Origin of the sequence: Variovorax paradoxus (genome assembly GCA_016806145.1) — a bacterium.
In the GTDB taxonomy this organism is placed as follows: domain Bacteria; phylum Pseudomonadota; class Gammaproteobacteria; order Burkholderiales; family Burkholderiaceae_C; genus Variovorax.
Genome location: CP063166.1, coordinates 635,900 through 662,804, shown reverse-complemented (window position 1 = coordinate 662,804; position 26,905 = coordinate 635,900). Strand labels below are relative to the sequence as shown.

At 69.6% G+C, this 26,905-nt stretch carries 22 protein-coding genes; 4 read left to right on the top strand and 18 right to left on the bottom strand.

The window, feature by feature from the left end; genetic code table 11:
* Nucleotides 1-44 precede the first annotated feature (44 nt).
* From INQ48_03190 to INQ48_03155, 8 genes are all read right to left on the bottom strand, one after another.
* The gene (locus INQ48_03190; GenBank protein QRF60588.1) at nt 45-1,085 is read right to left on the bottom strand and encodes an ABC transporter ATP-binding protein; all 1,041 of its coding nucleotides are present in this window, start codon (nt 1,083-1,085) and stop codon (nt 45-47) included.
* A complete protein-coding gene (locus INQ48_03185) occupies nt 1,079-2,107 on the bottom strand; it encodes an ABC transporter ATP-binding protein (GenBank protein ID QRF58287.1) in 1,029 nt (342 codons plus the stop codon). The genes INQ48_03190 and INQ48_03185 overlap by 7 nt, the downstream gene beginning before the upstream one ends.
* A gap of 17 nt (nt 2,108-2,124) precedes the next feature.
* On the bottom strand, nt 2,125-3,033 hold the full coding sequence (locus INQ48_03180; GenBank protein ID QRF58286.1) for an ABC transporter permease subunit: 909 nt from the start codon (nt 3,031-3,033) through the stop codon (nt 2,125-2,127).
* A gap of 4 nt (nt 3,034-3,037) precedes the next feature.
* Nucleotides 3,038-4,042, bottom strand: coding sequence for an ABC transporter permease subunit (locus INQ48_03175; GenBank protein ID QRF58285.1), 1,005 nt, complete (start codon nt 4,040-4,042; stop codon nt 3,038-3,040).
* Between the two features lie 50 nt (nt 4,043-4,092).
* On the bottom strand, nt 4,093-5,772 hold the full coding sequence (locus INQ48_03170; GenBank protein QRF58284.1) for a long-chain-fatty-acid--CoA ligase: 1,680 nt from the start codon (nt 5,770-5,772) through the stop codon (nt 4,093-4,095).
* 104 nt (nt 5,773-5,876) lie between these two features.
* Nucleotides 5,877-7,301 (bottom strand): NAD(P)(+) transhydrogenase (Re/Si-specific) subunit beta, encoded by a 1,425-nt coding sequence (locus INQ48_03165; GenBank protein QRF58283.1) that lies wholly within the window; start codon nt 7,299-7,301, stop codon nt 5,877-5,879.
* A complete protein-coding gene (locus INQ48_03160) occupies nt 7,298-7,627 on the bottom strand; it encodes an NAD(P) transhydrogenase subunit alpha (protein ID QRF58282.1) in 330 nt (109 codons plus the stop codon). The genes INQ48_03165 and INQ48_03160 overlap by 4 nt, the downstream gene beginning before the upstream one ends.
* 24 nt (nt 7,628-7,651) lie before the next feature.
* The gene (locus INQ48_03155; protein QRF58281.1) at nt 7,652-8,794 is read right to left on the bottom strand and encodes a Re/Si-specific NAD(P)(+) transhydrogenase subunit alpha; all 1,143 of its coding nucleotides are present in this window, start codon (nt 8,792-8,794) and stop codon (nt 7,652-7,654) included.
* A gap of 448 nt (nt 8,795-9,242) precedes the next feature.
* Between INQ48_03155 and INQ48_03150 the strand changes: the two genes are divergently transcribed.
* Nucleotides 9,243-9,968, top strand: a complete 726-nt coding sequence (locus INQ48_03150; protein QRF58280.1) for a response regulator transcription factor — start codon at nt 9,243-9,245, stop codon at nt 9,966-9,968.
* Nucleotides 9,969-10,071: 103 nt separating this feature from the next.
* Nucleotides 10,072-10,554: an NUDIX hydrolase gene (locus INQ48_03145; protein QRF58279.1), complete on the top strand. Its 483-nt coding sequence runs from the start codon at nt 10,072-10,074 to the stop codon at nt 10,552-10,554.
* Nucleotides 10,555-10,560: 6 nt separating this feature from the next.
* Here the strand turns inward: INQ48_03145 and mnmA are convergent, their stop codons facing one another.
* The 6 genes from mnmA to INQ48_03115 all read right to left on the bottom strand — a co-directional run bounded on the left by mnmA (nt 10,561) and on the right by INQ48_03115 (nt 17,810).
* On the bottom strand, nt 10,561-11,673 hold the full coding sequence (mnmA, locus tag INQ48_03140; GenBank protein QRF58278.1) for a tRNA 2-thiouridine(34) synthase MnmA: 1,113 nt from the start codon (nt 11,671-11,673) through the stop codon (nt 10,561-10,563).
* A 64-nt stretch (nt 11,674-11,737) separates the two neighbouring features.
* On the bottom strand, nt 11,738-12,730 hold the full coding sequence (locus tag INQ48_03135) for an LLM class flavin-dependent oxidoreductase (GenBank protein QRF58277.1): 993 nt from the start codon (nt 12,728-12,730) through the stop codon (nt 11,738-11,740).
* 44 nt (nt 12,731-12,774) lie between these two features.
* Nucleotides 12,775-14,448 (bottom strand): TFIIB-type zinc ribbon-containing protein, encoded by a 1,674-nt coding sequence (locus INQ48_03130; protein ID QRF58276.1) that lies wholly within the window; start codon nt 14,446-14,448, stop codon nt 12,775-12,777.
* On the bottom strand, nt 14,445-16,313 hold the full coding sequence (locus INQ48_03125) for a VanW family protein (protein ID QRF58275.1): 1,869 nt from the start codon (nt 16,311-16,313) through the stop codon (nt 14,445-14,447). Before INQ48_03125 ends, INQ48_03130 begins: the two co-directional genes overlap by 4 nt.
* Entirely contained in the window at nt 16,286-16,891 is a 606-nt protein-coding gene (locus INQ48_03120) for a hypothetical protein (GenBank protein QRF58274.1), read from the bottom strand. Before INQ48_03120 ends, INQ48_03125 begins: the two co-directional genes overlap by 28 nt.
* Before the next feature lie 538 nt (nt 16,892-17,429).
* Nucleotides 17,430-17,810: a helicase SNF2 gene (locus INQ48_03115; protein QRF58273.1), complete on the bottom strand. Its 381-nt coding sequence runs from the start codon at nt 17,808-17,810 to the stop codon at nt 17,430-17,432.
* 286 nt (nt 17,811-18,096) lie between these two features.
* Between INQ48_03115 and INQ48_03110 the strand changes: the two genes are divergently transcribed.
* Nucleotides 18,097-18,582, top strand: coding sequence for a hypothetical protein (locus INQ48_03110; protein QRF58272.1), 486 nt, complete (start codon nt 18,097-18,099; stop codon nt 18,580-18,582).
* On the opposite strand, the gene INQ48_03105 is transcribed toward INQ48_03110, so the two are convergent.
* The 4 genes from INQ48_03105 to INQ48_03090 form a co-directional block, all read right to left on the bottom strand.
* The gene (locus INQ48_03105) at nt 18,583-19,176 is read right to left on the bottom strand and encodes an energy-coupling factor transporter transmembrane protein EcfT (GenBank protein QRF58271.1); all 594 of its coding nucleotides are present in this window, start codon (nt 19,174-19,176) and stop codon (nt 18,583-18,585) included. It lies immediately after the preceding gene.
* Nucleotides 19,169-19,912, bottom strand: coding sequence for an ABC transporter ATP-binding protein (locus INQ48_03100; GenBank protein QRF58270.1), 744 nt, complete (start codon nt 19,910-19,912; stop codon nt 19,169-19,171). The genes INQ48_03105 and INQ48_03100 overlap by 8 nt, the downstream gene beginning before the upstream one ends.
* Before the next feature lie 33 nt (nt 19,913-19,945).
* Nucleotides 19,946-21,832 (bottom strand): sensor histidine kinase, encoded by a 1,887-nt coding sequence (locus INQ48_03095; GenBank protein ID QRF60587.1) that lies wholly within the window; start codon nt 21,830-21,832, stop codon nt 19,946-19,948.
* A 242-nt stretch (nt 21,833-22,074) separates the two neighbouring features.
* On the bottom strand, nt 22,075-23,841 hold the full coding sequence (locus INQ48_03090) for a 1-deoxy-D-xylulose-5-phosphate synthase (GenBank protein ID QRF58269.1): 1,767 nt from the start codon (nt 23,839-23,841) through the stop codon (nt 22,075-22,077).
* Between the two features lie 326 nt (nt 23,842-24,167).
* On the opposite strand from INQ48_03090, the gene aceE reads away from it, so the two are divergent.
* Nucleotides 24,168-26,837, top strand: a complete 2,670-nt coding sequence (gene aceE / locus INQ48_03085) for a pyruvate dehydrogenase (acetyl-transferring), homodimeric type (GenBank protein ID QRF58268.1) — start codon at nt 24,168-24,170, stop codon at nt 26,835-26,837.
* Nucleotides 26,838-26,905: the final 68 nt, after the last annotated feature.

Below are 26,905 nucleotides of genomic sequence, written 5' to 3'. Positions count from 1 at the left end.
GGGGACTCCTTGAGACACGGGTTGGAGAAAACGGAAAGCGGGTTTCAGGGATTCATCGCGACGGGCGCGACGAACGGCGGTGCCGACGGCAAATCGGCGCGCACCACCGGCGCGCCTTCGAGAAAACGCTCGGCGTAGTGGCAGGCAACCTGCCGCTCGTCGAGCTCGCGCAGCGCGGGCCGCTCGTCGCGGCAGCGCTGCGTGACATGCGGGCAGCGCGTGCTGAAGACGCAGCCCGTGGGCGGCGACAGCGGCGACGGCAGCTCGCCCTTGAGCACGATGCGCTGGCTGCTGAGGCCCGGCGTGGAGGCCAGCAGCGCCTGCGTGTAGGGATGCAGAGGACGCTCGAAGATGCGCGCCTTCGGGCCCTGCTCCACCGCGTGGCCGAGGTACATCACGAGCACGTCGTGCGCGATGTGGCGCACCACGCCGAGGTCGTGCGAGATGAACAGGTAGGCCAGGCCGAGCTCGGCCTGCAGGTCGGCCAGCAGGTTCAGCACCTGGGCCTGGATCGACACGTCGAGCGCCGACACCGGCTCGTCCGCCACCACCAGCCGCGGCTCGAGCATCAGCGCGCGCGCGATCGCGATGCGCTGGCGCTGGCCGCCCGAGAACATGTGCGGATAGCGGTTGGCATGCTCTGGCCGCAGGCCTACGCGCGCGAGCATCTCGCGCGCCTTCGCGGCACGTTCCGCCTTGCCGAGCGTGGTGTTGATCGCGAGCGGGTCCTCGAGCACCGCCGCGACCTTCTTGCGCGGATTGAGCGAGCCGTAGGGGTTCTGGAACACCAGCTGCACGGCCTGGCGCAGTTCGCGACGGCGTTCGGACGGCGGGTTCACGGCATCGTGGCCGACCAGCGTGAGCTGGCCCGCCGTCGGCTTCTCGATCAGCGCGACCATGCGCGCGAGCGTCGACTTGCCGCAGCCCGATTCGCCGACCACCGCGAGCGTGCGGCCGCGCTCGAGCCGGAACGAGATGTCGCCCACCGCGCGCAGTTGCGCGTTCGGTCGGAACAGGCCGCGGCGCACCTCGTAGATGCGCTGCAGGTTCTTCGCCTCGACGACGATCTCCGCGGCGCTCACGATGCGGCCTCCGCGACCTGCGGCCGGTCCTGCTCGATCGCGGCCATGCACCCCGGTTCGCCGAGCGGGAAATGGCAGCGCACCTGCGCGCCGGGCAGCGCCTCGACGCCGCGCAGGGCCGGGCGCACCTGGCAGGCGCGTGTCGTCACGTAGCCGCAGCGCGGCGCGAACAGGCAGCCCGCGGGCCGGTCGTGAACGCCGGGCACCACGCCCGCGATGGTGGCGAGCCGGCCGTCGGGCGGCGCGCGCTCGGGCAGCGCGGCCAGCAGCGCCTCGGTGTAGGGATGCTGCGGCGTCGCGAACAGCCGGTCCACGCGCTGCTGCTCCATCACCTGGCCCGCATACATCACGGCGATGCGCTGCGCCATCTCGCTGACCACGCCCATGTTGTGCGTGATCAGCACCAGCGCCATGCCGCGCTCCTTCTGCAGGTCGCGCAGCAGGTCGAGGATCTGCGCCTGGATCGTCACGTCGAGCGCCGTGGTCGGCTCGTCGGCGATCAAGAGGCGCGGGTTGCAGGCGATCGCCATCGCGATCATCACGCGCTGGTTCATGCCGCCCGAGAGCTGGTGCGGATAGCTCGAGAGGCGCGACGACGCGGCCGGGATGCCGACCTGCTCGAGCAGTTCGGTGGCACGCTTCTTCGCCGCGCGCCGGTCGAGCCCGAGGTGCAGGCGCAGCGTCTCCATCAGCTGGAAGCCGATGGTGAAGCAGGGGTTGAGGCTGGTGGTGGGCTCCTGGAAGATCATCGCGACCTCCTTGCCCACCAGCGCGCGGCGCGCCTTGTCGGAGATGCCGAGCAGGTCGCGGCCCGCGAAGCGCATGTGGTCGGCGCGCACGCGGCCCGGGAAGCCGATCAGCCCCATCAGCGCCATCATGGTCACGCTCTTGCCCGAGCCCGACTCGCCGACGATGCCGAGCACCTCGCCCTCCTCGAGCGAGAGGCTCACGCCGTCGACCGCATGCATCACGCCGCCCTGGGTCGGGAATTCGACGTGCAGATCCTGGATATCGAGCAAAGGCATCGACGCGTTCCCTTGCTTCAGCGCTTGAGCTTCGGATCGAGCGCGTCGCGCAGACCGTCGCCCAGCAGGTTGAAGGCCAGCACCGCCGCGAGGATCGCGAGGCCGGGGAAGGTCACGACCCACCAGGCGCGCAGCACGAACTCGCGCGCATCGGCCAGCATGGTGCCCCACTCGGGCGAGGGCGGCTGCGCGCCGAGGCCGAGGAAGCCGAGCGCTGCCGCGTCGAGGATGGCGGTGGAGATGCCCAGCGAGGCCTGCACGATCAGCGGCGCCGCGCAGTTCGGCAGCACCTCGCGGAACATCAGGCGCAGGGTGCCGGCGCCGCTGACGCGCGCCGCGGTCACGTAGTCGCGCGAGACCTCGGCGATGACGGCCGCGCGCGTGATGCGCACGTAGTGCGGCAGCACGACGATGGCCACGGCGAGCATCGCGTTGATGAGGCCGGGCCCGAGGATGGCCACGATCACGATCGCGAGCAGCAGGCTCGGCAGCGTGAGGATGATGTCCATCAGCCGCATGATCGCGATCTCGAGCACGCCGCGGAAGAAGCCCGCGACCAGGCCGAGCACCACGCCCACCACCACCGAGATCGCAACCACCGCGACGCCGATCGAGAGCGACAGGCGCGCGCCGTACATGAGGCGCGAGAGGATGTCGCGGCCGATGGCATCGGTGCCCAGCAGGTAGGTCAGCGAGCCCCCCTGCTGCCAGGCCGGCGGCTGCAGGAACACGGCGCTGTTGGTCTGGTTCGGCGCATGCGGCGCGATCCACGGCGCGAGCAGCGCAACCAGCAGCAGCACGGCGATGGTGACCAGGCCGATCACCGCGCCGCGGTTGGCGGAGAAAGCGCTCCAGAATTCGCGCCAGGGTCCGGGCGGCGCCGTGGCACCGGAGGTGGCGCTGGGAAGGGTGTGGGTCGATGCCATGGATTCAGCGCCGGATGCGGGGGTTGATGACGCCGTAGGTCAGGTCGACCAGCAGGTTGACCAGCATGACGATGCCGCCGAGCAGCAGCATGCCGCCCTGCAGCACCGGGTAGTCGCGCCGGCCGATGGCCTCGATCAGCCACTTGCCGACGCCGGGCCACGAGAAGATGGTCTCGGTGAGGATGGCGCCGGTGAACAGCACGCCCACCTGCAGGCCGATCACGGTGACGACCGGGATCAGCGCGTTGCGCAGCGCATGCAGGCCCACCACGCGAAAGGGCGACAGGCCCTTGGCGCGCGCGGTGCGGATGTAGTCCTCGCCGAGCACCTCGAGCATGGCCGAGCGCGTCATGCGCGCGATCACCGCGAGCGGCACCGTGCCCAGCACCACGGCCGGCAGCACGAGGTGATGCAGCGCCGACCAGAAGGCATCGATCTCGCCGGCGCGCAGTGCATCGAGCAGCAGGAAGCCGGTGTCGGGCTCGACGTAGTACTGCACCGCGATGCGGCCCGAGACCGGCGTCCAGCCGAGCTGCACCGAGAAGAAGAGGATGAGCAGCAGGCCCCACCAGAAGATCGGCATCGAGTAGCCGGTGAGCGAGGTCGCCATCACGCCGTGATCGAAGATCGAGTTGCGCCGCACCGCCGCGAGGATGCCCGCGGGCAGCCCGAGCAGCAGCGCGAACACGATCGCGCAGACGCCGAGCTCGATGGTGGCGGGGAACAGCGCGAGGAACTCGTTGATCACCGATTCCTGCGTGATCAGCGACTTGCCGAGGTCGCCGTGCAGCACGCGCGCGATGTAGATGCCGTACTGCACGATCACCGGCTTGTCGAGGCCGTAGGCGGTGAGCAGCTCGGCATGGCGCGCGGGGTCGATCCCGCGCTCGCCGGCCATGGTTTCAATGGGGTCGCCCGGCACCAGCCGGATGAGGAAGAAGGCAAGCAGCGTCATGCCGAAGAAGGTCGGCACCAGCAAGCTCACGCGCGTGAGGAGGAAGCGAAACATCGACCCGCAATATGCAAGATCGATGCCGCGGCCCCACCCGGGCCGAACCCTTACTTTTTGGCGTCGCGCAACTCTCTGCGCAGGATCTTTCCGACCGGTGTCTTCGGCAGGTCAGTGCGAAACTCTACGATTCGCGGTTGCTTGTAACCCGTAAGGTTTGCTCTGCAGTATTCGCGCACCTGCGCCTCGGTGAGCGACTCGTCCTTCTTCACGATCACGAGCTTCACGGCCTCGCCGGTCTTCTCGTCGTTCACGCCCACGGCCGCGCATTCGAGCACGCCCGGAATCTGTGCGACCACGTCCTCGATCTCGTTCGGGTACACGTTGAAGCCCGACACCAGGATCATGTCCTTCTTGCGATCGACCACCTTGAAGTAGCCGCGTTCGTCGACCACGCCGATGTCGCCGCTCTTGAAGTAGCCGTCGCTGGTCATGACCTTCGCGGTCTCGTCGGGGCGCTGCCAGTAGCCGGCCATCACCTGCGGTCCCTTGATCGCGATCTCGCCGGGCTCGCCGAGTGCAACCTCGTTGCCGTTGTCGTCGAGCAGCTTGAGCCAGGTGCTCGGCAGCGGCACGCCGATGGTGCCGGTGTAGGCCTTGCTGTCGGTCGGGTTGCAGGTGGTCGAGGGCGAGGTCTCGGACAGGCCGTAGCCCTCGCAGATCGGGCAGCCGGTCTTCTCGAGCCAGAGCTTCGCGACCGCGGCCTGCACCGCCATGCCGCCGCCCACCGAGACCTTGAGGTTGGACCAGTCGACGGTGTTGAAGTCGGGATGGTTGGCCAGGCCGTTGAACAGCGTGTTGACCGCGGGGAAGCTGTGGATCGTGTGCTTCGACAGTTCCTTGAGGACCGCGGGCAGGTCGCGCGGATTCGGGATCAGGATCAGCTTGCCGCCCGTGCGCATGCTCAGCATCATGCCGACCGTGAACGCGAAGATGTGATAGAGCGGCAGCGCGCACACGCTCGTGGGTTGCTGGCCCGCGGGCACCTTGCGCATCACCGGTTCGTTCCAGGCCTCGGACTGCAGCACGTTGGCGATCACGTTGCGATGCAGCAGCACCGCGCCCTTCGACACGCCCGTGGTGCCGCCGGTGTACTGCAGCACCGCGACGTCGTCGGCGCCGATGGCCGGCGTCTGCAGCTTGCGGCCCGCGCCCTGGTCAAGCGCATCGTTGAAGCGCACCGCGCCCGGCAGGTTGAAGGCCGGCACCAGCTTCTTGACGTTGCGCACCACGTAGTTGACGAGCGCGCCCTTGAGGAAGCCGAGCCGGTCGCCCATCGAGGCCAGCACGATGTGCTTGATCGGCGTGGCCGCGATGCACTGCTGCAGCGTGACGCCGAAGTTTTCCATGATGACGATCGCCTTCGCGCCCGAGTCCTTGAGCTGGTGCTCGAGTTCGCGCGGCGTGTACAGCGGATTCACGTTCACCAGGATCAGGCCCGCGCGCAGGATGCCGGCCACCGCGATCGGGTACTGCGGGCAGTTGGGCATCATGGCCGCGACGCGGTCGCCCTTGGCCAGGCCCAGCCCCTGCAGGTAGGCCGCGAAGGCCTTGCTGAGCTTGTCGGTCTCCGCATAGCTCACGTCCTTGCCCATGAAGCTGTAGGCCGTGCGGTCGGCGTACTTCGAGAAGCTCTCTTCCATGAGACCGACCAGCGAGGGGTACTGCGATGGGTCGATGTCGGCAGGCACGCCTTGCGGGTAACTGCTGAGCCAGGGACGATCGGTCATGGATGTGTCTCCTCCGGAGTCGGATTGGGATGAAAACGAAAACGGCGCCTGAGCGGCGCCGTAAGGGTTTGCCCGCAGAGCGCGGGCCGGGACGGAACCTCGGCCTATTCGATGGCCTTGCCCATATCTTCCACTACTTTTTTGGCATCGCCAAAGACCATCATGGTCTTGTCCATGTAGAAGAGTTCGTTGTCCAGCCCTGCGTAGCCGGCGGCCATGGAGCGCTTGTTCACGATCACCGTCTTGGCCTTGTAGGCCTCCAGGATCGGCATGCCGTAGATCGGGCTGCCCTTGGTGTGCGCGGCCGGGTTCACCACGTCGTTGGCGCCCAGGATGATCGCCACGTCGGCCTGGCCGAACTCGCCGTTGATGTCCTCCATCTCGAACACCTGGTCGTACGGCACCTCGGCCTCGGCCAGCAGCACGTTCATGTGCCCCGGCATGCGCCCGGCCACCGGATGGATCGCGTACTTCACCGTGATGCCCTTCTCGGTGAGCTTGGCCGCGAGTTCCTTGACCGCGTGCTGCGCGCGAGCGACGGCTAGGCCGTAGCCCGGCACGATCACCACCGTCTCGGCATTGCCCAGCACGAAGGCCGCGTCGTCGGCGCTGCCGCTCTTGACCGGGCGCTGCTCCTTCGCGCCGCCCGTGGCCGCGGCCGCGTCGCCGCCGAAGCCGCCCAGGATCACGTTGAAGAACGAGCGGTTCATCGCCTTGCACATGATGTAGCTCAGGATCGCGCCCGAGCTGCCCACCAGCGAGCCCGCCACGATCAGCATCGCGTTGTTCAGGCTGAAGCCGATGCCCGCGGCCGCCCAGCCCGAGTAGCTGTTGAGCATCGACACCACCACCGGCATGTCCGCGCCGCCGATCGGGATGATGATCAGCACGCCCATCACGAAGGCCAGCGCGAGCATCGCGAAGAACGCGGTCCAGTTCTCCGTGGCCATGAACACCAGCCCCAGGCCCACGGTCGCCAGGCCCAGCACGAGGTTGAGCATGTGCTGGCCCGCGAACTGCACCGGCGCGCCCTGGAACAGGCGGAACTTGTACTTGCCCGAGAGCTTGCCGAAGGCGATCACCGAGCCGCTGAAGGTGATGGCGCCGATGGCCGCGCCCAGGAACAGCTCCAGGCGGTTGCCCGCGGGGATCGGATCGCCCTTGAGCGCGATGTTGAAGGCATGCGGCTCGGCCACGGCGGCCACCGCGATGAACACGGCAGCGAGGCCGATCATGCTGTGCATGAAGGCCACCAGCTCGGGCATCTTGGTCATCTCGACCTTGTTGGCCATGTAGGCCCCGAGGCCACCGCCCACGACCAGCGCGACCAGCACGTAGCCCAGGCCGGCCGGGTTGCCGTTGGCCAGCTTCCAGATCAGCGCGCCGGTGGTCAGCACGGCGATCGCCATGCCGGTCATGCCGAAGACGTTGCCGCGGATCGAGGTGGTGGGATGGCTCAGGCCCTTGAGCGCCTGGATGAAGCAGATGCTGGCCAGCAGGTACAGCAGGGTGACGAGGTTCATGCTCACTTGGAAGCTCCCTCGGCGGCTGCGGGCGCGGCCTTGCGCTCCTTCTTCTTGAACATCTCCAGCATGCGCCGCGTGACCAGGAAGCCACCGAAGACGTTGACCGCCGCCAGCGCGACGGCCAGCACGCCCATGGTCTTGCCCAGGCCGGTCTCGGTGAGCGCCGCGGCCAGCATGGCGCCCACGATGACGATCGCCGAGATGGCGTTGGTCACGGCCATCAGCGGCGTGTGCAGCGCGGGCGTGACGGTCCACACGACGTGGTAGCCCACGTAGATGGCCAGCACGAAGATGATGAGGTTGATGACGGTGTGAGAGACGATGTCCATGGTTTCTTCTCCTCGCGTGTTCGCTTACTTCTTCGTGACCTGGCCGTCCTGCGTGACGCGGCAGGCGGCGACGATGTCGTCCTCGAGGTCGATCTTCAGCGTGCCCTCCTTGGTCAGGACGAGCTTGAGGAAGTCGAGCACGTTGCGCGCGTACAGCGCCGACGCGTCGGCCGCCACCAGCGCGGCGAGGTTCGTCTCGCCGACGATGGTCACGCCGTGCTTGACGACCGTCTTGTCGGCCTCCGAGAGCGGGCAGTTGCCGCCCACCCCTCCATCTGGATTGACCGGGCCTTTACCTGCGGCGATGTCGACGATGACCGAACCCGGCTTCATCGACTTGACCATGTCCTCGGTGATCAGGGTCGGCGCGGCACGCCCCGGGATCAGCGCGGTGCTGATGACGACGTCGGCCAGCGCCACGCGCTTGGCGACCTCGGCCTGCTGGCGCGTGAGCCAGCTCGCGGGCATGGGGCGCGCATAGCCGCCCACGCCCTCGGCGGCGTCCTTCTCTTCCTGCGTCTCGTACGGCACGTCGATGAACTTGCCGCCCAGCGATTCGATCTGTTCCTTGACGCTGGGCCGCACGTCCGAGGCCTCGATGACCGCGCCCAGGCGCTTGGCCGTGGCGATGGCCTGCAGGCCCGCGACGCCCACGCCGAGGATGACCACCCGCGCGGCCTTCACGGTGCCGGCGGCGGTCATCAGCATCGGGAAGAAGCGCTGGTACTTGTCGGCGGCGATCATCACGGCCTTGTAGCCGGCGATGTTGGCCTGGGAGCTGAGCACGTCCATGCTCTGGGCACGCGTCGTGCGCGGGGCTGCCTCGAGCGCGAAGCCGGTGAGGCCGGCCGCGGCCACGCGCTGCAGGCCGGCGGCGTCGAAGGGGTTGAGCATGCCCACGAGCACGCTGCCGGATTTGGCGAGCGCGCACTCGGCGTCGCTCGGCGCGCGCACCTTGAGCACGATGTCGGCACCGAAGGCGCCGGCCTGGTCGGTGATCTCGGCACCGGCCGCTTGATAGGCCGCGTCGGTCACGCTGGCCGCCACGCCCGCGCCGCTCTGCACACGCACCGTGTGCCCCAACGCCACCAGTTTCTTCGCCGTCTCCGGGGTCACGGCCACTCGGGTTTCGCCTGTCGTTGTCTCGGCAGGCACGCCTATCAGCATAGAGTTCTCCTCAGGGCAAGGTGCAGCGCGAAATGCGGGCGAAGCTTACAGCAAGACATTCGGCCCGATCTGTCGCGCAAGGGGCGAAGTATCCATGCTCCAACGTCCGTGGTTGCTGAAAATCTAGCTATCCATTTGATAGCTTATTAGTGATGGATCGGCGGTGCTCCCTCTGGCGCGCTGTAAGGAAACCGGTCTCAGGCGGCGCCTGCGCGGCATGCGTCGTGCGGCGCAAAAACAACGACGGCGCCTGCACGAACTTCGTGTCATCTACAGGACAAAGATGTAGGCCTTTGTAATCATTCTTCCATTGATCGATTTAAAAGAACGGTTCATGTGCATTAGTTGCAGGGCAGATTGCTTACCTTAGACGCAGATAGATACACTTCGCCTCACTTGGAGTCGCACACAGAGACGACCCACGGGAGGAAGTAAGGGGGTAATAAAAATGCGCATTGCTGTCCTCGACCACGAGGCCCATCAGAGAAAACTGATTCATCAGACCATGGCGTCGCTCGGGCACGAGTGCCATGAGTACGCAGATGGAAAGTCGCTGTTGCACTCCATGCGACGACAGACCTTCGATCTGCTGCTTCTCGACTGGCAGTTGCCCGACATCCGAGGCCTCGACGTGGTGAAGACCATTCGCCACGACCTCAAGAGCCGCCTGCCGGTGCTGTTCGTCACGGCCAAGCACGACGACGCCGACATGGTCGCCGGGCTCAACGCGGGGGCCGACGACTTCATGAGCAAGCCGATCCAGGCCACCGAGCTCGAGGCGCGCGTCAATGCCCTGCTGCGGCGCTCCTACCCCGCACAGCACGAGACCGAGTTGGTCTTCGGCCCCTACCACTTCTATCCGCCCTCGCGAACGCTCAAGGTGCGCGGCATGCCGGTCGAGCTCAAGAACCGCGAGTACGAACTGGCGCTGTTCCTGTTCCAGAACCTCGGCCGCCTGCTGTCGCGCGAGCACCTGCACGAAGCCGTCTGGGGCCTGGGCGTCGAGGCGCTCTCTCGCTCGCTCGACACCCACATCTCGCGCCTTCGCACCAAGCTCGACCTGCGGCCCTCCAACGGCTTCCTGCTGCTGGCGATCTACGGGCTCGGCTACCGGCTCGAAACGGTCGAGGCCGGCCAGCTCGGCGTTCGCGGGCCCGAGCTGCGCGGCTCCTGAGTCTTCCCGGCGCTTCGCGTCCAATACGGGGATGATTCCGCGCGGGCGGCGGGCCGGCCCATGGCCCGCCGCCCGCGCGCGACCGCAGAAGGAAGCCATCCCCATGAACACCACCGTCCGCTGGAAACCCAACGTCACCGTCGCCGCGGTGATCGAACGCGAGGGCCGCTTCCTGCTGGTCGAGGAGCACACCGAGCAGGGCCTTCGGCTCAACACCCCGGCCGGCCACCTCGACCCCGGCGAATCCCCGGCCGAAGGCTGCGCGCGCGAGGCGCTCGAGGAGACCGCCCATGCCTTCACGCCGACCGCGCTGATCGGCATCTACCTCGCGCGTTCGGCCGACGACCCCGCCGTGACCTACATGCGCTTCGCCTTCAGCGGCGAGCTCGGCGAACGCGAGGCAGGCCGGGCGCTCGACACCGGCATCGTGCGCACGCTCTGGATGACGGCCGACGAGATCCGCGCCAGCGTGGCGCGGCATCGCAGCCCGCTGCTGCTGCAGTGCATCGAAGACCACCTGGCCGGCCAGCGGCATCCGCTGGACCTGATCCACGTCGACGATTCGGTGCGGCAGAAGCCGCGCTGAAGAGACTCAGACGATGACGCCGCCGCCCAGGCAGCGTTCGCCGTCGTACAGCACCGCCGACTGGCCCGGCGTCACCGCCCACTGCGTCTGGCCGAAGCGCAATGCGAAGGCATCGCCGCGCGGGGCCTCATCGCCCTCCACCATCTCGCAGGCCGCGTCGGCCTGCCGGTAGCGCGACTTGGCGCCATAGGCCCCGGGCACCGGCGACTCGCCCGCGACCCAGCTCGCATCGTCGGCGCGCAGCGAGGTCGACAGCAGCCAGGGATGGTCGTGGCCCTGCACCACCCACAGCGTGTTGTTCTCGACGTCCTTGCGCGCGACGAACCACGGCGAGTGATCGCCCGCGCCGCGCTGCGCACCCTTCTCCTTCACGCCGCCGATGCCCAGGCCCTGGCGCTGGCCCAGCGTGTAGAAGCTCAGGCCCTGGTGCTCGCCGAGCTTGCGGCCGCGGTCGTCCTTGATCGGGCCCGGTTCCTTCGAGATGTAGCGGTTGAGGAACTCGCGGAACGGCCGCTCGCCGATGAAGCAGATGCCGGTCGAGTCCTTCTTCTTCGCGTTCGGCAGACCGATCTCCTCGGCGATGCGGCGCACCTCGGTCTTGTGCAGCTCGCCGACCGGGAACAGCGTCTTCGACAGCTGCGCCTGGTTCAGGCGGTGCAGGAAGTAGCTCTGGTCCTTCGAGGGATCGAGCCCCTTGAGCAGCTCGTGCCGGCCCGTGGCCTCGTTCAGGCGCACGCGCGCATAGTGGCCGGTGGCGATCTTCTCGGCGCCCAGCCGCATCGCATGGTCGAGGAAGGCCTTGAACTTGATCTCGGCATTGCACAGCACGTCGGGATTGGGCGTGCGGCCGGCCTTGTACTCGCGCAGGAACTCGGCGAACACGCGGTCCTTGTAGTCGGCCGCGAAGTTCACGTGCTCGATCTCGATGCCCAGCACGTCGGCCACGCTGGCGGCATCCACGAAGTCGATGTTCGACGAGCAGTACTCGCTGTCGTCGTCGTCTTCCCAGTTCTTCATGAAGATGCCGACCACCTCGTGCCCCTGCTGCTTGAGCAGGTGCGCGGTCACCGCGGAATCCACACCGCCGCTCAGCCCCACCACGATCCGTTGCTTTGCCATAGGGGCGACATTGTCCCAGCCCCGGCGAGGCGGGGTCGGCGTGGGGGAAATCGGGGGCGCCCGCTCAGGCGCGCAGGCTGTCGCGGATGCGGGCCAGCAGCTCGTAGGAGCGCAGCCGCGAGTCATGGTCGAAGACCTGCGAGGTGATCATCAGCTCGTCGGCGCCGGTGCGCTCGATGAAGGCCTCGACGCCCGCGCGCACGGTGTCGGGCGAGCCCACGGCCGAGCACGACAGCACCGAGTCGAGCAGCGCGTTCTCGGCCGGGCCGACCTTCCGCCGGTAGCCCTCGACCGGCGGCGGCAGCCGGCCGGGCCGGCCGCTGCGCAGGTTGACGAAGGCCTGTTGCCACGAGGTGGCGCGGAATTCGGCCTCGGCGTCGGTGTCGGCCGCGAACACGTTGAAGCCCAGCATCACGTAGGGCTTGGCGAGCTGCGCCGATGGCTTGAAGGTCTCGCGGTAGATCTGGATCGCCTGCATCATCTGCTGCGGCGCGAAGTGCGAGGCGAAGGCATAGGGCAGGCCCAGGTGGGCGGCCAACTGCGCGCCGAAGGTGCTCGAGCCGAGGATCCACACCGGCACCTCGAGCCCCGCGCCCGGCACGGCGCGCACCGCCTGCTGCGGGTTCTTCGACATGAAGTCCATCAGCTCGATCACGTCCTGCGGGAACTGGTCGGCGTCCGATTCGAGGTTGCGGCGCAAAGCGCGCGCGGTGCGCTGGTCGGAACCGGGCGCACGGCCCAGGCCCAGGTCGACGCGGCCCGGGTAGAGCGACTCAAGGGTGCCGAACTGCTCGGCGATGACCAGCGGCGAATGGTTGGGCAGCATCACGCCGCCGGCGCCGATGCGGATCGTCGAGGTGCCCGCGCCCACATGCGACAGCAACACCGCGGTGGCTGCGCTCGCGATGCCCGGCATGCCATGGTGCTCGGCGAGCCAGTAGCGGCGGTAGCCGAGCTTTTCGCCGTGCTGCGCCAACGACAGCGAGTTGCGAAAGGACTGCGCGGCATCGCTGCCTTCGACGATCGGGGAGAGGTCGAGGATCGAGAAATCGGTCATCCGCCGATCATGGCGCGAAGCGCCCGCAAACGCTGGCTGCGGGGCTATTCGGTTTGGTATAGCGTGCCGACGCTCGCGAAGTCACGGCCGTTCTGCTCCACGTTCACCTGGAACGGCACGCTCTCGCCGGGCGCGATGGCCGGCAGGTTGTCGACCAGCTTGAAGCCGCTGAGCTGCCCATCGCGGTCGCGCAGGCTCACCCACAGCCGCACCTTGCCGACGATGGTCGTGCCCGGATTGCTCACCTTGCCCGTGACCTGCACGCTCTTGTAGAGGAAGCGCTGGCTGAAGTTGAGCAGCACGCTGCCGGTCTCGGCCTTGGTGCCGGTCACCTGCACCTCGAGCGGCGTGCGCGGACCGGGCAGCGCCGCACGGCGCATCGGCTTCCATTCGACGCGGGTCTGGGTGATGCGGTCGACATCGCGCGGCTCCAGCAGGATCGGGAAGCGCTCGCCCGGGTAGAGGTAGGCCAGGCCCTGGATGACGGTGGCGCCGTCGGCCTTGCTGCCGCCGAAGCGCGAGATCACGCCGCCGGGCGCGAGCACCACCGCCTCCTTGCTGCGGTTCACGAGCTCGGTGAGGAACAGCGGCCGCTGGATGTTGCTGCGGCCCGCCACCAGCGGCAGCAGCTCGAGCTCCTTGAGATCGAAGCGTTCGCTGTCCTCGGCCAGCAGGTCCTCGGTGCTCAGGCGCAGGTCGGCATGGAAGACCTCGGGCGCGCCCACGGTGCGGATCACGCGGTCGGCACCGCGCACCGCGCTGCGCGAGCCGCCGGAGTCGATGGTGCTGTAGGCGATGCGGTAGTCCCAGGCCGCGACCTGCGCGGCGCGGCCGAAGCGCGCGATGTCGACGTCGATCGCGCTGCGCGCGCCGGGCGGGATGTCGTTGCCCTGCGCATAGCCGCGGCCGAAGCCGATCACGTTGCCGGCATCGTCGTAGAGCGTGGCGAGCGCCTCGACGCCACCGATCGCCGCGTCCTTGCGCTCGTTGACCACGCGCCCCACCAGCCGCACGCGGTCGCCCTGCTGCACCAGCCGCAGGCGCGAGAACGCGAGCCGCGGGCCGTCGGCCGAGCGGTAGGGCGCCGAAAGGCGCTGCACCTGCAGCTCCTGGCGCGTGACGTTCTTGCCGCTCGGCAGGTCGATCAGCAGCGGCGCGCTCTCGCCGGGCTCGAGCACCGAGATCGGCAGCGACTCGCCGCGCTCCTCGAGCCGGGTCTCGCCGTCGTAGTAGGTGGCCTTGACGCTCACGCGCTCGAGCGGCTTGCCGGTCTCGTTGCGCGCCACCACCAGCAGCTTGGGCCGTGCCGAGCTGCCGCTGCCCACCAGCACCTGGCGCGGCTCGCCGAGCTTGAGGCCGTCGGAGGGGATGTTGCGATCGACCACCGAGGCGACCGCGGCGCGGCGGCCGACCTCGGGCGCGTCCTTGCGCGTGAACATCTGCACCACCGTCACGAGCACGGTGATGCCGACCACCGCCGCGACCGCGAAGCCCGCGGTGCGCATCGCCACCTTCTGCCGCGCCGCCTGCTCGTCGGCGAGGCGGCGCACGGCCGCATCCTTGACCTGGTCGAGCACGCGGTCGAGGCGGTCGGAGATGTCGTCCTCCACCAGCGTGACGGAGCCGCAGTGCTGGCAGGTGAATTCGTTGAGGCCGGTGCGCTTGAGCACGCTGCTGCCGCATTCGCCGCACTTGAGCGTCTGGAGATCGATGGTCATGGGAAGCGCTGGTCGTTGTCGTCTTGTTCGTTGGAATGGCCCGCGTCGTCGATCGCCTCGCGCAGCGCGGCGCGCAGGCCTTCGATGTCGCCCGCGCTCAGCTCGCGCACGCCCCGCAGGCCCGCGAGGCCGCAGGCGGTGGAGGCCACCACCGGCACGCCGGCCGCGAGCGCGCGCAGCGCGGCGCGCGGTGCGTGCTCCACATGCGCGGGCAGCGCCACCACGCTGGCGCCCTCGAGCCAGTCGCCGCGCGGATCGCGGGCCGTGTCCAGCGCGATGCCCTGCCAGAGCGAGGCATCGGCCGATGGCGTGCCGAGCACGCGCAGGCGCCATCCGCTGCCGCGCAGTGCCGCGGCCAGCTCGCGCGCGCCCTTGCGCGCGAGGGCGCTGGCGGGCAGCACGACCAGCGGTGCGCCGTGGTCCAGCATTCGGTTCGTGCGCGGCGACATGCCGGGGAGCACCCATTCGAGCCGCTCGAGCGTGGCCTGCGGCGCCGCGCCGGCCATCGCGGCCGCCACCGCCGCATGCGGCGTGACCACCGTGGCCGCGCGCGCGAATGCCTGGGCGTCGGCACGCACCATCGACGGCGCGGCGCGGAAGTCGCGCAGCGTGGCGTCGTCGGGCCAGCGCGCCGCGGCCGCATCGAGACGGGCCTCGATCCCGGCCATCGGCAGCGCGCCGGCCAGCACGGTGAACGCGCGTCCGTCGAGCGCGCCGAGGCGCTGCAGATGCGGCAGCAGCGCCTGGTCGACCACCAGCTGCGTGTGCTCGGGCAGCAGCCGTGCCGCGAAGGCCCGCGCGAGCCAGCGCTGCGCATCGATCACGCCGGCCTGCCGCCGCCCGCCCTCGTGACGCGCCCACAGTCGGCGCCACAACGCGCCGCGAACGCTGGCCAGCCAGGGGCGATGCACCGGCGCCTCGCCGCCGCGCCAGTCCGTCATCGGCCGCCAGAACGCCAGCCGCACGGGCGCGCGCTGCATGCGATCGGCGCCGGGATGATGGGCCTCGAGGTAGCGCGCGAATTCGGGCGTCCATGCATCGAGCAGCACGGCGGTCCGCCCCTGCGCCGCGACCGGCAGCGCGGGCCGGTGACGGAAGCAGTCGTTGCGCTCGCAGCTCAGGCAGCCGCGCGCCACGGGCGGCCATGCCGCATCGACGCCGGCGTCGTGCGGCGCGCGCCACATCACGCGCGGCGCGACCGGCGGCGCGGCCCGCGGCACATGCGCGCGGATGCGCAGCACCAGCTCGGTGGCCGTGAGCTCGACCTCGAGCCGCCACGCATGGCGCGCGCGCAGCTTGAGATCGACGTAGTTCCAGAACACGGTCGCGTCGACCGCATCGTCGGGCATGGCCGCGGCCTGCTCGATGCGCGCGGTGTGCGCGTGGCGCTCGACCAGTTCGAGCCCCGCGCGAGCGCCGACCGTGGCCAGTGCATTCGAGAGCTGGCAGAGCCCGCCCGCCAAGGTCGGCACCACGCAGCCGCCGCGCAGCTCGCGGCCCTGCACGAAGCCGCGCGATGCGCCGGGCCGGCCGAGCTGGCGCCAGAAGCTCAGCACCTCGCCCGCGGGCACCTCGATGGCATCGAAGGCGGCGCGCGCCACGCGCAGGTTCTGCACCTTGCCGGCAACCAGCGCGAATTCGTCGTCGCGGCCATCAGTCCACAGCGGGCTGCTGAAGCGCGCCAGCACCGGCGCATCGGCCAGCGCATCGGCCACGGACCAGCGCCGCGCGGAAGGACGCAAGGTCTCGCGCAACCCGTGCGCGGTGGCCAGCAACCGGGAGCGCAGCCAGAAATCGATCGCATCGATGCGGCGCGGCGGCTGCCAGGCCTGCACGCTCACGCCGATGGACCTCGCTTGCGCCACTGGCCGAGGTCGACCTCGATGCGTTCGTCGATGTTGCCGCTCCAGTGCACGGCGAAACCGACGCCCTGGAGCAGCGCGGCGATGCGCTGCCCGACCGCCACGGTGTTGGCCTCGCGCCGCGAAATCTCGGGGATCAGGCCGCCGCTGAAAGCCAGGTGCAGCCGGCCGGTGCGCACCGCGCGCTCGAGGTCCTGCGCGTGATAGAAGCAGCAACCCACGATGCCCGAGGCGTCGCGGCCCGCGGCGCGCCAGGCTTCGCGCACGTCGTCCTGGCCGTCGGCCAGCGTGTTGCCCGCGCGGTGCAGCGCGATGATCTTCTCTGCGCGCAGTTGCGCGAACGCGGTCTCGAGGCGGTCGTATTCGGTCTGCGCGGGCCACGCGGCCTCGGCCGCATGCTTGGCGGCGCAGGCGCGCGCGGTCTCGGCCTTGACCCAGGCCCGGTCCTCGGAAGACAGTTCGTCGGGATCGAGGTACTCGTCGGTGATCATCCATTCGACGTCGGCGTCGTGATGAAAGCCTGACCACACGAGGTCGTGGATCCTTTGTCGCGTGTCTTCGGTGTCGAGAGTGAGGGCCATGCGTAATGGGTCAGCCGCGCTCGGCGGCGGGGTCGTGCTTGCTTTTGTCGTGGCAGAAGCGCCCGTACATTTTCGCGTGCCCGCACCACAATGGCGCTGTAGGTCGAAAGCATGACGTTGTGCGGTCCATCGAGCCGCGAGCCACATCATCGATCATGCATTGCAGCATGGCAATGCGCCATTCGGCGGACGACGGCTCGTGCGATCGGCCGATGGGGAGAACGAAACGCACCGCGGCGGTGCAACGTTGCAGTGGCGTCCCGCGGTGCTCCAGCGACCACGCAGGGTTCGCGCGTGATGGCAGGAGAGCCGAAAGCGCTCGATGCGCTGCATGGGTCTGTGCGATTCGCGCGACAGCCCCGGCTTCACGGCCGCATCGGCCGCGAGCCGCACTGCATCGGCAATTAATGCTTTGGATTAACCGGCCATCAAGCGAAAGGCCGGCCCCTGCTTTCGCAAGGGCCGGCCTCCGGGTGGCTAAACCTCTCGACTCAGCGCGGGAACGAGCCCCGCGATGCGACCGAGTTCTGGGTGCCGATTACAGCGGCAGCGCGTCGCCGCGGGCAGCGGCGCGGGCTTGAGCGCGCACCGCATTGCGGTCCACGGTGCTGGCGACCAGCGGAGCCACGCCAGCCGAAGCGCCTTCGGCGTACGGGTCGGCGCTGTGTGCAGCGGCGACGGCTTCGGCACGGACGGCGGCGCGGCTGGTGTCCGAAGCGACCACTTGGGCCGGGCCGGCGTTGGCGCCTTCGGCATAGGGGTCGGCGCTGCGGGCCGCGATGACGGCCTGGCCGGCGACTTCGGCGCGGCTGGCGGCCGAGGTCAGGGGATGCACACCCTCATAGGTTTCTGCATGGGCTGCACCGGCAGCGGCGAGCAGGGAGAGGGCAACGGCGGAGAGGAGCTTCGAGGCGTTCATTTGAGTATTCCTTCAATTCTTGTGACTTGACTTTGGATGATTCGAACCGGTCTTGGGGGGCGCCGTCCGTGAAGGGGGCGGCCACCTCGCTAGTGCCTGTTCACCCAGATCAGTCGCTGCCTTCTACTTGTCTTGGAGCCGGCGGCTGGTCCGTGAGATGAATTGTGCGCCTCGAATCTAGGTAAAAACCCTAGGCAAATGGAACCGCGGCGTTCACGGGAAGGAAACAATCAATCGCCTCCGTCCGACATGGAGGGACATTCCGCCTGGAGATAGAGTCGCCGCCATGTCCGAGCCCGGCCCCTCCCTTTCGCTCTCGCCATGGGGCGAGGCCGACGAGCTCTGGCGCCGGCTCGCGGGCGACTGGTCCTTCGAGCGCACGATCGAGGGCCAGGCCTCGATGCACGGCACGGCCACCTTCTGCTCCATGCCGGGCGCGGCGCACGACACCCTGCACTACCGCGAGGAAGGCCGGCTGCGCCTGCTCGACGGCCGCGCCTTCGACGCGCATCGCGAGTACCTGTACCAGCGACGTCCCAACGGCTTCGCGGTGCTGTTCGCCGAACGGCCGCCCCGCCTGTTCCACGAGATTGCGCTGCAGACGGGCGACGCCGACGGCACCGCCTGGACCGGCACCGCCGCGCACCAATGCGCCGCCGACCTCTACGACAGCCACTACCGCTTCCTGACCGACGGCGGCTTCACGCTGCGCCACATCGTGCGCGGCCCGCGCAAGGACTACGTGAGCCTCACGCGCTTCAGCGCCGCCTGATCAGCGCCCGAGCCGCGCCGCGAGCGCATCGGCCACGCGCTCCGCCGTCTGCAGCGTGCGGATGGTCAGCGGCGCCAGCAGCCGCAGTCCGCCGCCGCGGCCGGCGCGCGCGCGATGCGCGTCGTCGAGGCGCTGCCACTGTACGTGGAAGTTCTCGGCGAAGCGCAGCGTGAGCCCGAGGCCGAGCGCGATGCGGTCGGTGGGCACGCCGAGGCGGCGCAGTGGATGCAGCAGCGTCTCGAGCACCACGAGCAGGTCCTCGAAGCGCGTGGTCAGCGTGAGCATCAGCGCGAGCACCGCGGCGGTGGCGATGCGCAGCGCGCTCGCCACGCCGAGCAGGGTGGTGCCGAGCAGCGCATGGAAGCCGACGATGAGCGCGCAGGCGATCGCGATGCCGAACAGCGTGCGCACCCGGCCCCACGCAGGCCGCCCGAGCGAAGCGAACAGCGCGAGCGCCAATCCGCAGGCCGCGCCCAGCACCATCGGCCGGTCCGTCAGCACGAGCGCGGTGCCGCCGGCCGACAGCAGCGCGAGCTTGAGCCACGCCGGCACCGCGTGCATCCAGGTGCGGCGATCGAGGTAGAGGCTACGCATGCGTCGGGTCCGTCGCCGCGCGGCGCCGCACGTCCTGCGCGTAAGCCTCGCAGACCTCGCGACCCGGACCGTCGGCCTGCACCCGACCCTGCGCCAGCCACAGCACGCGCTCGAAGTCGTGCACGTGCTCGAGCACATGCGTCGACACCAGCACCTGCTGGTCGCTGGCGGCGAGCTGCGCCGACAGCCGGGCCTGACTCAGCAGGTCGAGGCTCGCGAAGGGCTCGTCGAGCAGCAAGGTGGCGGGCCGGCTGATCAGCAAGGCCAGCAGGCACACCTGCTGGCGCTGGCCCTGGCTCAGTTCGCCGATGGCGCGCTCGGCCCAGGCCGCGAGGCCGCGCCGTGCGAGAAAGTCGCGTGCCTGCCGGCGCGCCTCGGTGCGCGATTCGCCGCGCGCCGTGAGGCTGAAGGCCAGCTCCTCCGCCACGGTCGGGAAGATGATCTGGTCGTCGGGGTTCTGGAACATCAGGCCGACATGCTGCGAGAGCCGGCGCCGATCGGCCACCGTGTCGCAGCCATGCACGCGCACCCGGCCCTCGAGCGGTTGCTCCAGTCCGCTGACGAGACGGAACAGGCTGCTCTTGCCGGCGCCGTTGTCGCCGATCACGCCGATGCGCGGCTCGCGCAGCGCGAGCGAAAGGCCATCGAACACGCGCTGCGCGCCGCGCTCCAGCACGACGGATTCGAGACGGATGCCGTGGTCGGCGGAGGAAGAGGGTTCGGTGTGCGGCGGCAAGGGGCCGTCACTGTACCCGACGGCCCATGCCCTCTATGACCGCTCGGCCCGCACCAGCGGCAGCCACAGCAGAAAGCGCGTGCCCGCGGCATCCGACTCCCACGCCACGTGGCCCTGCACCGCGAGCGCGCGGCGCTGCATGTTCTGCAGGCCGCGGCCGCGGCCGCCGGTCAGGGCCTGCTCGACGTCGAAGCCCTGGCCGTTGTCCTCGATGCGCACCCACACGTGCGCGGCATCCGTGCCGGTCGCCACCCGGATGGTGGTGGCGCGCGTGTGGCGCAGGGTGTTGGAGATGCTCTCCTGCACGATGCGCAGCACGTGCAGCGCGCTCGACGGATCGAGCCACGGCAGCGGCGGGATCTCCTGCACCTCCCAGGTCAGCGACACGCCCATGCCCTCGAGCCGCGGGCCGAGCCGGTAGCGCAAGGTGGCGAGCAGCAGCAGCAGGTCGGCGTCGATCGGCTCCATCGAATCGATGGTGAGCTTCAGGTCGTCGAGGCAGCCCTGGAGGATCTGCGACACCTTCTGGTCGCTCAGGCGCCCCTCCTCCACCGAACGGATCGCGCTGATCAGCGAGGAGCCCAGCCCGTCGTGCATGTCCTGCATCAACCGCTGGCGTTCGTCGCTGATGGTCTTCTGGCGCTCGGCCTCGCGCAGCCGGCGGTGGCTCAGGTCGAGTTCGCTCTCGCGCGCCTGCAGCCGCTGCGCGAGGCTGGCGTTGACGCGCTCCACCTCGCCGATCGCATGCACGTAGCGCCGGTACAGCAGGATGCCGAAGACGGCGAAGGTGACGGCATTGGTGTAGGCGCCCAGGTACCAGCCCTCGGGGCTCACGAGGTTGTTCTGCACCAGCCAGTCGGTGGCGCCGAGCAGCACGCACACGCCGATGCCGGCCGCCACCAGCCGCCCCTCGGGCGAACGGCGCCACGCGCTGATGCCGCCCACCAGCCCCACCACCGTGGCCATGACCGCCACCACCAGGTAGATCAGCGGCGTGACCTGCGGCGTGTTCGGCAGCAGCGCGATGCCCGGCAGGGTCAGCACGCTGACCAGCACCGTGATCGTCGTCACGGCCCAGGTCAGCAGCGTGAGCGGCCGCTCGTGCAGCTGCCGCAGCGCGTAGTGCACCACCGCCACCAGCCAGAACAGCGCATTCACCGTGAGCCATGCGAACCAGTCGTTGGCGATCGGCAGCGACACGTAGAAGTGCAGCCCGCGCAGGTACGAGGTGGTCGCGAGGTTGAAGAACAGCAGGTAGCCGGTCTCGTGGCGGCGCGACAGCCACACGAACAGCGCGAACACGCCCACCGCCATGAAGGCCGCGCTCAGCATCGCGGGCAGCTCCTGCTGCAGCCACTGGCGCATCTGGTAGCGGCCCTTGAGCGCGTCGGCCGGACCCAGCCACAGCGAGGCGATGCCGACCTGCGCGGCGCGCGTGTGCTCGAGCCGGATCAGGATTTCGGCCGGCCGCGCGGCCGAGCCGTCGTCGCGCTGCTCGAACACCACCCACAGCGGCGTGCGGGTGCTGTTCCACAGCGGCCCGAGCTCCTGCGCGCGGTGCACCAGCCGGCCATCGGCATAGATCGCGATCGTGCCGTCGGTCTTCACGCGCGAGCCGTAGAGCGCGAGCGGACCGCGCAGACCGGGATGCGGCGGCACTTTCAGGCGCAGCCAGGTGGTGCGCGTCTGCTTGCCCGGGTCCGAGATCGTGTTGGCGTCGGCCTGCGCCAGCAACGCGATCGGCAGCGCCAGCGGCAGCTCGACCGGTTGCCAGGTATCGGGCAGTTGCTGACTGGCGAAGATCAGCGGCGGCGCCATGAAACCGTTCGCGCGCTGCACCTGCCAGTCGGCCCGCGTGATGTGCAGCGTCGCGCCCGGCGGGTACTTGCCTGCGGCGTTGTCGCCGAAGAAGGCCCCCATCGCCACCAGCAACGCCACCGACAGCACGAACACCACGCAGGCGATCGGCGACGGCAGGCGCGCCCGCGCCCGGGCCAGCGGGCCCTCGCCTTCGCGGCGGATGTCGGTGGAAGCGTTTCTGGAGAACAAGGCGCGCCGGATGCGGAGGATCGGGCGCGAATTGTCGGCGAGACCTCTGGCGCCGCGCCATGCCGGCGGGGCAAGAGGCGGGTTTGCCCTACACCCGCGCGTTGCGCGGGCCGTCAGTGCATCTCGACGAAGCGCCGGATCGACGCGAGGATGCCCGCCGCATCGAGGCCCTGCAGCGTGAGCAGTTCGCTCCGGTCCCCGTGCCCGACGAAGGCATCGGGCAGGCCCAGGCGCAGCAGCCGCACCGGCAGCCCCTCCATCGCGAGGCGCTCCGCGCAGGCCGCGCCCGCGCCGCCGATGACCGTGGCCTCCTCGAGCGTGACGAGCAGCTCGTGCGTCGCGGCCAGCTCGAGCAGCAGGTCCTCGTCGAGCGGCTTGACGAAGCGCATGTTGGCGACGGTCGCGTCGAGCGTTTCGGCGGCCTCCATCGCGGCGTGGAGCAAGGGGCCGAAGACGAGCAGCGCGACCCTGGCGGCCTTGGTCTTCGTCGACCGGCGCACGACCACGCCGCGGCCGATTGCGAGGGGCGGGTCGGTGCGAACGCCGCCGTCCGCGGGCACGACGGCCCGCGGGTAGCGCACCGCCGACGGTCCGTCGTGGCCCAGTCCCAGCGCGAGCATCCGCCGGCACTCGGGCCCGTCGGCCGGCGTCATCAGCAGCAGATTCGGAATGCAGCGCAGCGCCGCCACGTCGAAGGCGCCCAGGTGCGTGGCGCCGTCGCCGCCCGCGATCCCCGCGCGGTCGATCGCGAACAGCACCGGCAGCTTCTGCAGGCAGACGTCGTGGATGAGCTGGTCGTAGCCGCGCTGCAGGAAGGTCGAGTAGATCGCCACGATCGGCCGCAGGCCGGCCGCCGCGAGCCCCGCGGCCAGCGTCACCGCATGCTGCTCCGCGATGGCGGCATCCACGAAGCGCGACGGAAACCGCCGCTCGAAATCGACCAGGCAGGAGCCCTCGCGCATCGCGGGCGTGATCGCGACGACCGCGGGATCGTCGGCCGCCGCATCGCACACCCATTCGCCGAAGACCTGGCTGAAGGTCGGGCGGCTCGCGGCCTTGGCGACCACGCCCACGGCGAGATCGAAAGGGCCGGGCCCGTGGTAGGTGGTCGGGTCCGCCTCGGCCGGCGCGTAGCCGCGGCCTTTTCGCGTGACGACGTGGATGACCTGCGGCGCGCGCGAGCGCTTCGCGGCGCGCAACGCGGCCACGAGCGCCTCGACGTCGTGGCCGTCGATGGGGCCGGTGTAGCGCAGGCCGAGCAGCTCGAACAGCGAGCGGTGGTCAGGGCCGCGCTCGACCAGGCCGCGCAGGTGCCGATGCAGCGCGCCCAGCGCGGGCGAGATCGACATCCCGTTGTCGTTGAGCACCACGACGAGCGGCAAGGTCGCGAAGCTGCCCGCATGGTTGAGTGCCTCGAAGCTCATGCCCGCCGACAGCGCGCCGTCGCCGACGATCGCGACGGCATGCCGGCCATCGTCGCGCATGCCCATCGCCAGGCCCACCGCCGCCGAGACGGCCGTGCCTGCATGGCCGGCGCCGAAGGGATCGTAGGGCGATTCGTCCCTCGCGGCGAAGCCCGACAGGCCGCCGACCTTGCGCAGGGTGGCCATGGCCGGGCCGCGGCCCGTGAGGATCTTGTGCGCATAGCACTGGTGGCCGACGTCCCAGACCAGCGCATCGCGCGGCGTGTCGAAGGCGTGGTGCAAGGCGAGCGTGAGCTCGACCACGCCGAGGTTCGAGGCGAGATGGCCGCCGGTTCGCGACACGCTGCGCAACAGCGCGCGTCGGAGATCGGTGGCCACCGCGGCGAGGTCCGCGGGATCGAGGTCGCGCAACTGCGCGGGCGTGGGAAAGCTGGATGACGGGTCGGAGGGCGGCATGGATGCCTCAGGGTTCTCGAGGGGTTGTCTTCGGCCCCGGCAGGCGCCATGGGCATGGGGACGGATCGGTCACGCAAATAGTTGCTATCGCACGTAGACATATCCGTTGCGATCGAGGTCATGGCGGCGAATCGTGGCTTTCAAGCCTTCTTCTCCTGATGCATCACCTCGCTCGGCGTCTAGCAGGTTACAGCACAACTAATTGCATTTGCAATGAACTGGGGATACATTGCCGTTGCGCATCGTACGATTAATATTCACATAATGAAATTCAGTGAGATGCGAACGACGTTCGAACAACGAACCGCACAACGAAGGAGCAACGAATGAACGACTTGGCGAGCGCGGACGACATCGATCCGCAAGAGACGCGCGAATGGCTCGACGCCATGCGCGCCGTGGTGATCCACGAAGGCCGCGACAGGGCCCACTACCTGCTGGACCGGTTGATCGGGCAGGACCACGCGGCTTCGGGCCGCTACACCGCGCCGCGCACCACGCCCTACGTGAACACGGTGCCGGTCGCCGAGCAGCCGGCCTTTCCGGGCGACGTGGACATCGAGCTGCGGCTCGATGCCTACCTGCGCTGGAACGCGATGGCGCTGGTGCTGCGCGCGGGCAAGCACTCGGGCGTCGGCGGCCACATCGCGACCTATGCCTCGGCCACCACGCTCTACGAGACCGGCTACCGGCACTTCTTCCGCGCCGCCACGCCCGGGTTCCTCGGCGACATGCTCTACATCCAGGGCCATTCCTCGCCCGGCATCTATGCGCGCGCCTACCTCGAGGGACGCCTGTCGGAGCAGCAGATGGACCGCTTCCGGCGCGAGATCGGCGGCGGCCTCGCCTCCTATCCGCATCCGCGCACGATGCCGGACTTCTGGCAGTTCCCGACCGTCTCGATGGGCCTGGGCCCGCTGATGGCGGCCTACCAGGGGCGCTACATGCGCTACCTCGAGGACCGCGGACTGATCCCGGCGCAGGGCCGCAAGGTCTGGGCCTTTCTCGGCGACGGCGAGCAGGACCAGCCCGAGACCCTGGCCGCGGTCGCGATGGCGGGCCGCGAGAAGCTCGACAACCTGATCTTCGTGGTGAACTGCAACCTGCAGCGCCTCGACGGCCCGGTGCGCGGCAACGCCAAGATCATCCAGGAGCTCGAGAGCGTCTACCGCGGCGCGGGCTGGAACGTGATCAAGGTCGTCTGGGGCAGCGGCTGGGACGAACTGCTGGCGCAGGACCACGACGGCCGGCTGCAACGGCGCATGATGGAATGCGTCGACGGCGAGTACCAGGCTTTCAAGGCGCACGGCGGCGTCTACGTGCGCGAACACTTCTTCGGCAAGGACCCCGAGCTGCTTCAGCGGGTCGCGCACCTGAGCGACGCGCAGATCGGCGCCCTCGCCCGCGGCGGCCACGATCCCTTGAAAGTGCACGCGGCCTATGCCGCCGCCGTGCGCCACCAAGGCCAGCCGACCGTGATCCTCGCCAAGACGGTGAAGGGCTACGGCATGGGCGCGGCCGGCGAAGCGGCCAACATCAACCACCAGCTGAAGAAGATGGGCGACCCGGCCGTGCGCGCCTTCCGCGACCGCTTCGCGATCCCGGTGCCCGACGAACGTCTCGAGGAGATTCCGTACATCAAGCCCGCGCCCGGCAGCCCCGAGGCCGCCTGCCTCGAGGCCGGGCTGAAGCGCGCCGGCGGACTGCTGCCGTCGCGCTCGCGCGGACCGGGCCCGCTGGCGACGCCCGCGCTCGCGGCCTTCGCGAGCCACCTGCAGAGCAGCGGCGAGCGCGAGTACGCGACCACCATGGCCTTCGTGCGCATCCTCGCGCAACTGCTCAAGGACCCGGTGCTGGGCCCGCGCGTGGTGCCGATCGTGCCCGACGAGTCGCGCACCTTCGGCATGGACGGCATGTTCCGCCAGGTCGGCATCTACTCGCACGTGGGCCAGCTCTACACGCCGCAGGACGCGGACCAGCTGAGCTTCTACAAGGAGGACCGCCAGGGGCAGATCCTGCAGGAGGGCATCAACGAATCGGGCGCGATGTCGTCCTGGATCGCGGCGGCGACCGCGCACAGCACACACGGCGTCGCCACCATCCCGTTCTACATCTTCTATTCGATGTTCGGCTTCCAGCGCGTGGGCGACCTGGCCTGGGCCGCCGGCGACATCCGCGCGCGCGGCTTCCTGCTGGGCGCGACCTCGGGCCGCACCACGCTCGAGGGCGAGGGCCTGCAGCACGACGACGGCCACAGCCACGTGCTGTCGTCGGTGATCCCGTCCTGTGTGTCCTACGACCCCGCCTACGCGTACGAGATCGCGGTCATCGTGCAGGACGGGCTGCGCAGGATGTACGGCGAGCCGCAGGAGGACGTCTTCTACTACCTCACGCTGCTCAACGAGAAAACCGCGCATCCGGCGATGCCCGAGGGTGCCGAGGAAGGCATCGTGAAAGGCATGTACCGCCTGAAGCGCGGCGCCCGGACCGCCGGCGCGCCGCACGTGCAGCTGATGGGCAGCGGCGCGATCCTCTCCGAGGTGATCGCGGCCGCCGCGCTGCTGCAGCGCGACTTCGGCGTGAGCGCCGACATCTGGAGCGTGACCAGCTTTTCGGAGCTGCGCCGCGACGGCCTCGAAGCCGAGCGCTGGAACCGCCTGCATCAGGCGCAGGCACCGCGCGCTTCGTATGTCGCGCACTGCCTGGCCGGCGAGGACGGACCGGCGATCGCCGCCACCGACTACATGAAGATCGTGCCCGACCAGATCCGGCCCTTCGTCGGCGATCGCCGCTTCGTGACCCTGGGCACCGACGGCTTCGGCCGCTCCGACACGCGCGAAGCGCTGCGCGCCTTCTTCGAGGTCGACCGCCATCACGTCGCGCTCGCGGCACTGAAGGCGCTGGCCGACGACGGCGCGGTCGACGCGGAACTGCCGGCACGCGCCCTGTCGCTCTACGGCATCGACCCCGAGGCCAGGTACGCGGCACTCCCTTAGCGGTGCGCGCCCGGGTGGCCGGCCGCGGCGGAGAGAGAATCGAGGATCACTCCCGAAAGCGCTCTCCA